The sequence below is a fragment of the Ruminococcus sp. FMBCY1 genome (genome assembly GCF_023921805.1).
Taxonomy (GTDB): Bacteria; Bacillota; Clostridia; order Oscillospirales; family Acutalibacteraceae; genus Ruminococcoides; species Ruminococcoides intestinale_A.
Genome location: NZ_CP074197.1, coordinates 795,571 through 807,854, shown reverse-complemented (window position 1 = coordinate 807,854; position 12,284 = coordinate 795,571). Strand labels below are relative to the sequence as shown.

Genomic DNA, 12,284 nt, shown 5'->3' with positions numbered 1-12,284 from the left:
CAAAGCTATGGAAGAAAAAACAAACGGAATAAAAAAGCTGTTTGAAAGTGACAAAGCAAGAAAAATTATAGTAATTATCGGTATTATCGGAATAGCACTTATTTTTATTTCTTCAATTTCGGGAATTAATACCGATAAAAAAACGGAAACCGAGGGCTTTTCGGTTACTACCTACAGCACGGAGATTGAAAGCGATTTGCAAAAAATCCTTTCAAGTATCAGCGGCTGCGGAGAAACAAAGGTGCTTCTTACCATAGAAAACTCGGTCGAATATGTATATCTTGAGGACAGTACCACCAAGACAAAGGAAATTCAGCCTGTTATCCGCGGTGTGCTTGTTGTGTGCGAGGGCGGAGATGATCCCGTCGTAACACAAACGGTCACACAAGCGGTAACAAGGGCACTGGATATTTCATCGGCAAAGGTATGTGTTACAAAATTAACAGAACGAAGGTAGAGGTATTATGAAAATTCAGAAGAAACATATTGTAATGACATCACTTGTACTTGCTCTGGCAACGGCGGTTTACATAAACTATCAGATTTCGCAGGCTCGTACAACTTCACCTGCAAAGGAGCTGGGGGCAGCGTCATATGTAAATGCAACAGTCGGGAAAACAGCAACCTCCGACGAGGCGGCAGCTGCAATGGCACTATCGAAAGAGCAGCAGGATTTCTTTGCATCCGAACGCACTAAAAGGCAGAACACGCAAGACAAGGTAATTGACGATGCGGAGGAGATACTCGATTCCGACTCGAGTTCAGACACGGAGCTTACCGAGGCGCAAGAAAATGTAGGGCGAATCATCAGCTTTTTTACAACGCAGGATACCATAGAAACTATTGTGAAAGCGAAAGGCTTTTCCGATTGCCTTTGCTGTATAACCGATATGGGTGTAACCGTTATAGTTCCGAAAAACGAGCTTAACGAAAACACTGTTTTGTCAATATACGATGCCGTAACAACGCACTATGAAATTGCAAGTGACGCAATATCTGTTGTAGGTGCGTGAATATAGTTTACAATCAAAATTTTATGTGATATAATTATCCTGATAATTTATTGTAAAGTTGGGATAATATGTCTGAAGAGATAAATGTAACTTCTCAGGAAGTAACAGAAGAAAATGAAAACGAAGCAGTACAGATTAAACTTACACGCTCCGAACAGCGTGAGCAGGTATTTATGCTTTTATTTTCAAAGTCATTTACAAACACATCTGTCGACAATATGGTGCAGGACAGCTCGGAACTCTTTATGGGCGGAGTAAGCGCACTTGCACAGGCAGAAGTTGAGGGTATTGTATCGGCTAAAGAGGAACTTGACGAGATTATTTCACGCTATCTAAAAAAAGGATGGACTCTTTCAAGAATTTCAAAGCCGTCGCTTGCAATCCTTGAACTTGCAGTGTATGAAATCAAGTATCTTGACAATGTTCCCGCAAGCGTAGCAATCAACGAGGCGGTAGAACTTGCAAAGAAGTACACTATTGACGAGAGCGGATTTGTCAACGGAATATTAGGCTCATTTGTAAGAGATAACGGAGAAAAGTAATGAGCCTTTTCCTTGGTATAGATACCTCTAACTACACAACTTCGGTTGCGGTATATAACAGCGAAAACGGCGAAATGCTACAGCGAAAGCAGCTTTTGCCCGTAAAACAGGGACAGCTCGGCTTAAGACAGAGCGATGCGGTTTTTCATCACACACAACAGCTTCACACTCTTGTTGAGGACATTGCAAAGGAAGTTGACTTGTCGGGTGTGTCTGCATTAGGCGTATCAACACGCCCCCGTCCGGTTGACGGCTCATATATGCCGTGCTTTACGGTCGGAGAAAACACAGCAAGAATTATATCGGCAGTAATAAAAAAGCCTCTCCTGACATTTTCACATCAGGAGGGGCATATTGCCGCAGCACTGTTTTCAGCCGCAAGAGAAGATTTGTTTGAAAAAGAATTTTTAGCATTTCATATAAGCGGAGGCACAACGGAGGCGGTGCTCGCAAAGGGCAGTACAAGCTCGTTTGCCGTTAAAGAGACTGCAAAAACACTTGACTTAAATGCCGGACAGGCAGTTGACAGAGTGGGGCTTATGCTCGGTTTAAAATTTCCGTGCGGTCCGCAGCTTGAACAGCTTGCGCTTAATAATACAGAAAAATTCAAAGTTCGTCCTACTCTTAAGGGCGCCGATTGCTGTTTGAGCGGACTTGAAAATCAGTGTAAAAAAATGCTTGATAACGGCGAAAGCAAAGAAAAAATCGCTGCTTTTTGCCTTGCTTTTATTCAGGCTACGCTTGAAAAAATGACTGAAAAATTGTTCGAGCAATTCGGCAATTTGCCTGTGATTTTTGCGGGCGGAGTAATGTCAAATTCCATTATAAGAAATGCTCTGACCGAGAAATTCGGCGCTACATTTGCAAAACCCGAATATTCCGCCGATAACGCAGCGGGTATTGCGTATTTGGCATATAAGAAATATACGGAAATCTAAGACGATTATAAGTGTAAAATATTAAAATACTTCATCAGCGGGAGGTAAAGAGATGTATTCACCGCAGATTCAAAAGCCGAGAGTGCTTTCTGTTTCACAAATAAATTTTTATATAAAGTCAATTATCGAGAATGACGGCAGTTTGCAGTTTGTGCTTGTAACGGGTGAAATCTCTAATCTTACCGTGCACCAACGCAGCGGTCACATTTACCTTTCGCTTAAAGACAGCAATTCAGTTATAAGTGCCGTTATGTTTGCAGGCAACGCAAGACGACTTAGGTTCCGCCTTGAAAACGGAATGAAAGTAATTTGTCGTGGCAGAATTTCTGTATATGAGCCGAGCGGCAGGTATCAGCTTTATATTGAAGATATGCAGCCAGACGGTGTGGGTGCGCTTACGCTTGCTTTTGAACAGCTTAAAAAGAGCCTTGCTCAAAAAGGACTGTTTGACAATGCGCATAAAAAGCCGCTGCCGAAATTTCCTAAAACAATCGGTGTCATAACTTCTCCCACGGGTGCGGCGGTTCAGGATATAACGAATATTATCAGACGAAGATTTCCGAGTGCGGATATAGTGCTCGCACCTGTGCTTGTTCAGGGAGAAAGTGCGCCCGAGCAGCTTGTGCGTGCCGTAAATAAATTCAGTGCAAGCAAGATTGCCGATGTGGTTATCATAGGCAGAGGCGGCGGTTCTGCCGAAGACTTATGGGCGTTTAATGACGAACAACTTGCGTATGCGGTCTATAATTGCGAAACTCCCATAATTTCTGGTGTGGGACACGAAACAGATTTTACTGTCTGTGACTTTGTCGCCGATGTTCGTGCCTCTACTCCGTCTGCCGCGGCAGAACTTGCCGTACCCGACAGGCAGGAGCTTATGTCTTACTATTTTAAGCAAAAGCAATATATATCAGCTATGCTTGACAGAAAGATAAAAACGGCGCAGTTAAGACTTGAAAATCAGCAGAGGAGAATGTCTGCGTCATCGCCAAAGCTCAAAGCGGAACAGCTTGAAAAACAGCTTTCGGCAAAGAGCGAAAAGCTGACACGGTTTATGAATATTTATATTTCTGATAAAGAAAATAAGCTTATTGTCGCAAAGGGCAAACTTGACGGTTTGAATCCGCTTAATGTATTGAATCGTGGTTATGCAATCGCCGAAAAGGACGAAAAAATCATTACCTCATCAAAACAGCTTAAAGACGGCGACGATTTCACTGTTATTTTGAGTGACGGTAAAATAAACGCAAAGGTATGTGGTGAATAACTATGGCTTTTACACATCTTCATAATCATACCGAATACAGCTTGCTTGACGGAGCAAGCAGAATAAACAAACTTGTGGAATCGGCAAAGGAAAAGGGACAAACCGCTCTTGCCATTACCGACCACGGTGTAATGTACGGCGTCATTGACTTTTACCGTGCCTGTAAAAAGCAGGGGATAAAGCCTGTTATCGGCTGTGAAGTTTATGTTGCGCCGCACTCTCGTTTTGACAAAACTTCGGCGTATGAAAAGTATTATCATATGGTGCTGCTTTGCGAAAATAACGAGGGCTATCAAAATTTAATTAAACTTGTTTCAAAAGGTTTTACCGAGGGCTTTTATTCAAAGCCGAGAATTGACGATGAGCTTTTGAAAGAATATCACAAGGGTCTAATCTGCCTTTCTGCCTGTCTTGCCGGTGAAATTCCGCAGAATCTGCTTGACGGAAACTATGACGGAGCAAAGCAGAAGGCTCTTTTTTATCAATCGCTTTTCGGTAAGGATAACTTTTTTATAGAACTTCAGGACCACGGCATAGAGGAGCAAAAACGAATTAATCCGCAGCTTATTCGCATTGCCGAAGAAATCGGCGCCGAACTTGTGGTTACAAACGACAGCCATTATATAGATAAAAAGGACAGCTTTACGCACAGTATTTTGCTTTGTATCCAGACCAATAAGACGGTAAATGATGTGGACAGAATGGAGTTTAAAACGAGCGAGTTTTACCTTAAAACAGAGGAAGAAATGCGCTCACTCTTTCCAAATCTGCCGCAGGCATATGATAATACACAGAAAATTGCCGACCGCTGTAATGTTGAGTTTGAGTTCGGCGTGCGTAAACTGCCACGATTTGATGTGCCGAATAACGAAGATCATTACGAGTATTTTCGCCGAAAATGCTATGAGGGCCTTTACAGACATTACGGAGAAAATCCCGATAAGTCTTTGATTGACCGACTTGAATACGAACTTGCAACTGTTTCAAAAATGGGTTTTGTCGATTATTACCTTATCGTAAATGATTTTGTACAGTATGCAAAGAGTGAAAAAATCCCTGTCGGACCCGGCAGAGGTTCGGGTGCAGGTTCGCTTTGTGCCTATTGCATAGGAATTACAGCGATAGATCCGATCAAGTATAATCTTCTTTTTGAAAGATTTTTAAACCCTGAGCGTGTAAGTATGCCTGACTTTGATGTTGATTTCTGTACCGAGCGCCGAGGAGAAGTAATTGACTATGTAGTGCGTAAATACGGCACGGACAGAGTTGCGCAGATTATATCATTCGGTACTATGGCGGCAAGAGGCGCTATAAGAGATGTTGGCAGAGTGCTTGCAATTCCGTATGCCACCGTTGATTCGGTTGCCAAACTTGTACCTATGGAATTAAAGGTTACTATAGATTCCGCACTCAAGGCAAGTCCCGAATTAAGACATCGCTATGAAGAGGACGAACAGACAAAGCAATTGCTTGACATTGCAAAGAGCATTGAGGGAATGCCAAGACACGCTACAATGCACGCCGCAGGTGTAGTAATTACCGACCGTCCCGTATCTGACTATGTTCCGCTTTCAAAAAATGATGACAATGTGGTAACACAGTTTACCATGACCACACTTGAGGAGCTCGGTTTGCTCAAAATGGACTTTCTCGGACTTCGCAATCTTACGGTAATTGACTATGCGGATAAACAGATACGAAAAAATCATCCCGAGTACAATCCCGATAATATAAACGATAAAGACGAAAAAGTTTTTGCTATGATTTCTCAAGGCAATACGGAGGGTGTGTTTCAGTTTGAAAGCCAGGGTATGAAAAATGTTCTTATGCGACTAAAGCCCGATTCGATCGAGGATTTAATCGCCGTGGTTTCGCTTTATCGACCCGGACCTATGGACAGTATTCCCCGTTACATCGACTGCCGCCACAATCCATCGCACATTACCTATAAGCACCCGTTATTAAAGCCTATACTTGAGGTTACCTACGGCTGTATTGTCTATCAGGAACAGGTGATGCAGATTTTAAGAGTGCTTGCAGGTTTCAGTCTTGGCAGAGCGGATATTGTTCGCCGTGCCATGAGTAAAAAGAAAGCCGCAGAAATGGCAAAGCAAAGAGAGATTTTTCTTCACGGCATTACAGATGAAAACGGCAAAGTAATTGTTGACGGTTGTATTCGCAGAGGTATTGACGAGAAAATCGCCAATTCAATTTATGATGAGATCGAAAGTTTTGCTTCTTACGCTTTCAATAAGTCACACGCAGCGGCATATTCTATGATTTCATACAAAACCGCATATTTAAAATGTCATTATCCGCAGGAGTATATGGCGGCATTGCTCACAAGTGTACTTGATAACCAAAACAAACTTGCAGCATATATAGGCGAATGTCAGCGGCTCGGAATAAAAGTTTTGCCTCCGAGTGTAAACGAAAGCGATCTCGGCTTTACTGTCAGCGGTAACAATATACGCTACGGATTGCTTGCAATCAAAAATCTCGGCAGAGCTTTTATTGATCAGATAATTAAAGAGCGCAGATTAAAGCCTTATACAAGCCTTTACGATTTTTGTAAAAGACTTTGCGGCAAAAATATGAACAGCCGTGCTATAGAAAGTCTTATAAAGTGCGGTGCGCTTGACGGACTTGGCGCTAACCGCAGGCAACTGCTTGCAATAAGCAAAACCGTGCTTGACGATGTTGAATATGAGGCTAAAAAGAATCAAGGCGGACAGCTTTCGTTTTTTGATATGGGTGACGACAGTACAAAGGCTACATCAGAACCCCAACTGCCTGATTTGAAAGAATTTTCGACTGATGAGCTTTTGAGAATGGAAAAGGAAATAGCAGGCATATACCTAAGCGGCCACCCTGCCGATAATTACAGCCTTTATTCCGAGAGAATGAAAGCCGACAGAATAGGTGAAATTATAAATGACGAAACAGGACGCTATCCCGACGGCAAGAAAGTGCTGATTGTAGGTATTATTTCCAAAGTGAAAACTCAACTTACCAAAAGCAACAAACTTATGGCTTTTATAAATGTAGAAGATAAGTACGGCATAATGGAAGCGGTTGTTTTTCCGAATGTGTATGAAAAAAGCACTATTCTTTTAAATGAAAACATACCCGTTATTATAAAAGGCACATTGAATTTTAAAGAAAACGAAGAACCGAAAATAATTTGCGACAGCATTGCAAAAGCCTTTAATAATGAGGAATGTAAAAATATGTCTGCCGCAAATTACGAACAAAACAGGGCAGCGGCAGAACATAAAAGCGCATATCAAAAGCCTTATGTACCGCAGGCACTTTATTTGAGAATTGATGACCTTAATACGGATATGTACCGTCGAGCAAAGAGAGTTACGGATATTTTCGACGGCAGAACACCGATTATTTTTTATCTTACCGATTCAAAACGCAAGGTAAAAGCCCCTGCAAATATGTGGGTGAGCCTTAATGATGTTATGATAAAAGAGCTTAAACATCAGCTTGGTGATGAAAATGTAGCGGTAAAATAAACAAATTCTTTATAATATCACTATCGAAAACATATAAATTCACCTTTTAGCTATTGCAAAATTCGTTTAATAGGTATATAATACTATATATGATATTCACTTTAACGCATAAAAACTTTAAAGCGTATGTTTGTTTAAGTGCTAAAGTGAAAACGGGAGGACGAATTTTTATGAAAATGACAAAAAGAATTTTGGCAACCGCAACAGCAGCGCTTACAGTAACAGCTGCACTCGCAGGCTGTACAGGCGGTACTTCATCAACAACTTCAACAGCTGCTCCTTCACAGGCAGATGCAAACAAAGTATATAATATCGGTATTTGTCAGCTTGTTCAGCACGAGGCTCTTGACGCCGCAACTAAGGGCTTTAAAGACACTCTTACTGAAAAACTCGGCGCAGACAAGGTTAAGTTTGACGAGCAGAACGCACAGGGCGATTCGGCTACTTGCGCTACAATCTGTAACCAGTTTGTTTCTTCAAATTATGACCTTATTCTCGGTAACGGTACTGCGGCTCTTCAGGCTGCATACACGGCAACACCGTCTATTCCTATTCTCGGTACTTCGATTACAGACTACGGCACAGCTCTTGATATGGCAGAGTGGACAGGCGTTTCAGGTATGAATGTATCCGGTACAACAGACCTTGCTCCGCTTGACAAGCAGGCTGATATGCTCAAGGAACTTTTCCCTGACGCTAAAACAATCGGTATTCTCTATTGCTCGGCAGAGGCTAACTCAAAATATCAGAGCGATACAATCACACCTTTCTTTGAGAGTGCGGGCTACACTGTAAAGACATATTCATTTGCAGATTCAAACGATGTTGCGGCTGTAGCAAAGACAGCTTGTGACGAGAGCGATGTTCTCTATCTTCCGACAGATAACACAGCAGCATCCAACACAGGTATTATAGACAACACAGCATCAGCGTCCAAAACACCTATCATTGCAGGTGAAGAGGGTATTTGTAAGGGCTGCGGTGTTGCAACACTTTCAATCAGCTACTATGAGCTTGGTCAGAAAACAGGCGAAATGGCTTACGACATTCTTGTAAACGGCGCAGACATTACTTCATTAAAGGTTGAGTCAGCTCCAAGTGTAACAAAGAAGTATGTAAAGAGCCGTTGCGATGCTTACGGAATCACAGTTCCGTCAGATTACGAGGCTATTGAGGAATAATTATCCTTATATAATTACCTTAATTTTAAATTAAAAAACGGTGGGGTGCCGATAAAACGACACCCCAATCTTTTATGTATTGGTGGTTCTTATGGAATTTTTAGCAGAATACTTTGGTTCTCTTAATCCTGCCAATTTTGTTGCGGCTTTGCCGGGTAACATTGCACAGGGTATTATCTGGGGACTTATGGGACTTGGTGTATTTATCACCTACAAACTTTTAAACTTTGCCGACCTTAGCGTAGACGGTTCGTTTGCCACAGGCGGCGCTGTTACGGCAATATTGCTTATCAATGGCTGTTCTGTATGGGTGGCGCTCATTGTAGCTATTCTCGCAGGCATTGCGGCAGGACTTATCACAGGACTATTGCATACCTTGCTCGGTATTCCTGACATACTCGCAGGTATTCTCACACAGATAGCACTGTATTCAATCAATTTGAATATAATGGGTAAATCAAACTTACCTGTAAGTTATAGAAACTATGCGCTTGTTATTTCCGCAAGCGACATCAATCTTTCAATTATTATCGGACTTGCCATTGCGGCCATTGTTATTGCGGCTATGTATTGGTACTTCGGTACTGAGCAGGGCTCTACAATCCGCTCAACAGGTTCAAACCCTGCAATGAGTAAGGCTCAGGGCATTAATATTAATGTTGCAAAGGTAATTGCACTTGCGCTTTCAAACGGTCTTGTTGCTCTTGCAGGCTCACTTTTTGCACAGTACCAGGGCTTTGCAGACATCAATATGGGCAGAGGCGCTATCGTAATCGGTCTTGCCGCAGTTATTATCGGTGAAGTCCTCGGCGAGGCTATCTTCCGTAAGCGTATGAACTTTGTTGTAAAAATGCTCTTCGTTATTGTGGGCGGTATTCTTTATTATATTGCAATGGGTATTGTTCTTTGGCTCAAGATGCCGACAGATGATACAAAGCTCTTCACAGCAATTATAGTTGCAATCTTCCTTGCAGTACCTTATTTACAAAAGAAGAGTAAAACCTCCTTTAAAAAGGTAGCTAAAATGAATTTAAAAGCTAACAAGGCAAACGGAGGCAGTGACAATGCTTGATATTATTAATATTCACAAAACCTTTAATAAAGGCACAATAAATGAGAAGGTCGCACTTGACGGTGTAACACTTCACTTAAACGAAGGCGATTTCTGTACAATAATCGGCGGCAACGGTGCGGGTAAGTCAACTACACTTAATGCCGTTGCCGGTGTATGGCCTGTTGACAGCGGTCAGATTCTTATTGACGGAGTAGATGTAACGGGACTTCCCGAGCATAAAAGGGCAAAGTATCTCGGCAGAGTTTTCCAAGACCCTATGACAGGTACTGTTGCCGATATGGAAATTTTGGAAAACCTTGCTCTTGCGGCAAGAAGAGGCAAGAAAAGAGGTCTTAGCTGGGGCGTTAAGAAATCCGAAAAAGAAGAATACAGAACACTTTTAAAGCAGTTTGAACTCGGTCTTGAGGACAGAATGACATCAAAGGTAGGTCTTCTTTCGGGCGGACAGCGTCAGGCAATCACCCTTTTAATGGCTACAATCAATAAGCCTAAACTTTTGCTTCTTGACGAGCATACAGCGGCGCTTGACCCTAAGACTGCGGCAAAGGTGCTTGAACTGAGCGATAAGATTATTGCCGAAAATAACCTTACAGCCCTTATGGTTACACATAATATGCACGATGCGATTGTGCACGGTAACCGCCTTATTATGATGGGCAACGGAAAGGTTATACTTGATATTTCAGGTGAAGAAAAGAAAAAACTCACCGTTGACGACCTCTTGCAGAAGTTTGAAAAGGCGAGCGGTTCTAAACTTGAAAATGACAGAATGCTTTTGAGCAAAGGCGAAGAATAAGATTTTGTTTTTGTCAAATTTGATTAAAATTTTATTTCACAGCAACGGGGCTGTTTCATCTTCACAAATGAAACAGCCTTTTTGTAAATACTTTATAATTTTCATCATTTTTTAATTTTTATGTAACTATTTTGCGATACAAGAATTGTAATTGTCGAAATTAATAAAAAAATATATTATAATTCCTTTATGTAAATTAGAATACTCCGAAATCTTGTAAAATATGATGTTGAAGATAAGTGACTGAGGTGATAAGGTTATGAAAAAAGCTTTAATTATTTCTCACTCTGTGCAAAGTGCCGAGGCTCTTTCACAGCTGCTTAAAATTGAGTATTTTACGCAGATTTCTATTGCTGATAATTCTAAAACAGCAAAAAAACTTGTTGAGAACGATGAGTTTGACCTTATCTGTATTAATGCACCTCTTGCTGAGGAAAGCGGTATTGAGCTTTCCATGCATTTTGCGAGAGTAACCCGTTCAAGCGTGGTTATTATTGTTCCTCAAAAAAACGCAGACGATGTAAACGATGCTTTGACCGAGCACGGTGTGCTTGTAATAGCCAAACCTATTAATAAGCATTTGTTTCATCACTATTTGCAGTTTACGGAATGTTTCAGAATGAGAATGTTGACCGTAAACGAGGAAAATGAAAAGCTCCGCCATATTGTGGAGGATATGAAGATAATAAACAGAGCCAAGCTTCTGCTTATTACCTGCCTTAATATGACAGAACAGGAAGCGCATCGCTACCTTGAAAAACAGGCGATGGATATGAGAATGAGCAAAATGCAGATTGCAATGCAGGTTATTAAAACTTACGAAAACTAATTATGCAAAATTTCTGAAAGGAATGTGTATTTATGAGCCGTAAAGCATATTTGATACTTGAAAACGGAACTGTTTTTGAGGGCAAATCATTTGGTGCAGAAAAAGAAACTATGGGAGAATTGGTTTTTACTACAGCTATGACCGGTTATCTTGAAACACTCACCGACCCTTCTTATTTCGGTCAGGTGGTTATTCAGACTTTCCCTTTAATCGGTAACTATGGTGTAATTCCCTCTGATTTCGAGAGCAAAGTGCCCTCACTTAGAGGTCATATTGTAAGAGAATGGTGCCAAGCTCCCTCTAACTTCCGTTGCGAGGGCGATCTTGACACCTTTTTAAAAGAGTCGGATATTCCGGGCATCTACGGACTCGACACCAGAGCGCTTACAAGAATTGTTCGTGAGTATGGTGTGCTTAACTGCAAAATCGCTTATTCGGGCGAAGTTACCGAAGAAGAGCTTGCAGAGATTAAGGCTTATAAAATAGAACAGGCTGTAGAGAGCACAACAATCAGCGAAAAAGAAGAATTCAAAGCTGAAAACGGCGACCTCAATGTTGTTCTTATGGATTTCGGTGCAAAGCACAACATAGGCAGAGAGCTTGTTAAGCGTGGTTGCAATGTTACGGTAGTACCTGCTCATACAACAGCAGAGCAGATTAAAGCTATGAATCCTGACGGCATTATGCTTTCAAACGGTCCGGGAGATCCGTCGGACAACACTGCAATTATTGCCGAGCTTAAAAAGCTTTGCGAATATAAAATTCCTACATTCGGTATCTGCTTAGGACATCAGCTTTTGGCACTTAGCCAGGGCGCTAAGACAGAAAAACTTAAATACGGCCACAGAGGAGCTAACCAACCTGCAAAAGAGGTTGAAACAGGCAGAGTTTACATTACTTCTCAAAACCATGGCTATGCGGTTGTAAGCGACAGTATGCCGTCAAACGGTGAGGTTAGCTTTGTAAACGGCAACGACAACACCTGCGAGGGCGTTAAGTACAACAATATGCCTGCTTTCTCGGTTCAGTTCCACCCCGAGGCTTGCGGCGGCCCTCACGACACAGCGTTTTTGTTTGACCGTTTCATTGATTTGATGAAAAACAACAAATAAAACTATC

General features: G+C 41.7%; 11 protein-coding genes. All 11 read left to right on the top strand.

What is annotated here, in order from left to right; translation table 11 throughout:
• Positions 1 to 7: 7 nt before the first annotated feature.
• The 11 genes from KGF34_RS03850 (at position 8) to KGF34_RS03800 (ending at position 12,277) form a co-directional block, all read left to right on the top strand.
• On the top strand, positions 8 to 457 hold the full coding sequence (locus KGF34_RS03850; protein ID WP_022235508.1) for a hypothetical protein: 450 nt from the start codon (positions 8 to 10) through the stop codon (positions 455 to 457).
• A 7-nt stretch (positions 458 to 464) separates the two neighbouring features.
• Positions 465 to 1,013, top strand: a complete 549-nt coding sequence (locus KGF34_RS03845; RefSeq protein WP_252559872.1) for a SpoIIIAH-like family protein — start codon at positions 465 to 467, stop codon at positions 1,011 to 1,013.
• Positions 1,014 to 1,081: 68 nt separating this feature from the next.
• Complete coding sequence (gene nusB, locus KGF34_RS03840) at positions 1,082 to 1,555, top strand: transcription antitermination factor NusB (protein WP_022235509.1); 474 nt, start codon at positions 1,082 to 1,084, stop codon at positions 1,553 to 1,555.
• The gene (locus KGF34_RS03835; protein WP_252559871.1) at positions 1,555 to 2,493 is read left to right on the top strand and encodes a peptidase M22; all 939 of its coding nucleotides are present in this window, start codon (positions 1,555 to 1,557) and stop codon (positions 2,491 to 2,493) included. The genes nusB and KGF34_RS03835 overlap by 1 nt, the downstream gene beginning before the upstream one ends.
• Before the next feature lie 52 nt (positions 2,494 to 2,545).
• Positions 2,546 to 3,760 carry an exodeoxyribonuclease VII large subunit gene (gene xseA / locus KGF34_RS03830; RefSeq protein WP_252559870.1) on the top strand — a complete coding sequence of 405 codons (1,215 nt, stop codon included), beginning with the start codon at positions 2,546 to 2,548 and terminating at the stop codon, positions 3,758 to 3,760.
• A 2-nt stretch (positions 3,761 to 3,762) separates the two neighbouring features.
• Positions 3,763 to 7,284 (top strand): DNA polymerase III subunit alpha, encoded by a 3,522-nt coding sequence (locus KGF34_RS03825; protein ID WP_252559869.1) that lies wholly within the window; start codon positions 3,763 to 3,765, stop codon positions 7,282 to 7,284.
• A 170-nt stretch (positions 7,285 to 7,454) separates the two neighbouring features.
• Entirely contained in the window at positions 7,455 to 8,465 is a 1,011-nt protein-coding gene (locus KGF34_RS03820) for an ABC transporter substrate-binding protein (RefSeq protein ID WP_252559868.1), read from the top strand.
• 91 nt (positions 8,466 to 8,556) lie between these two features.
• Positions 8,557 to 9,537, top strand: a complete 981-nt coding sequence (locus tag KGF34_RS03815) for an ABC transporter permease (protein ID WP_252559867.1) — start codon at positions 8,557 to 8,559, stop codon at positions 9,535 to 9,537.
• On the top strand, positions 9,530 to 10,336 hold the full coding sequence (locus tag KGF34_RS03810) for an ABC transporter ATP-binding protein (RefSeq protein WP_022235515.1): 807 nt from the start codon (positions 9,530 to 9,532) through the stop codon (positions 10,334 to 10,336). Before KGF34_RS03815 ends, KGF34_RS03810 begins: the two co-directional genes overlap by 8 nt.
• A gap of 259 nt (positions 10,337 to 10,595) precedes the next feature.
• Entirely contained in the window at positions 10,596 to 11,165 is a 570-nt protein-coding gene (locus KGF34_RS03805) for a response regulator (RefSeq protein ID WP_195410034.1), read from the top strand.
• A gap of 32 nt (positions 11,166 to 11,197) precedes the next feature.
• Positions 11,198 to 12,277 carry a carbamoyl phosphate synthase small subunit gene (locus tag KGF34_RS03800; protein WP_252559866.1) on the top strand — a complete coding sequence of 360 codons (1,080 nt, stop codon included), beginning with the start codon at positions 11,198 to 11,200 and terminating at the stop codon, positions 12,275 to 12,277.
• Positions 12,278 to 12,284 lie beyond the last annotated feature (7 nt).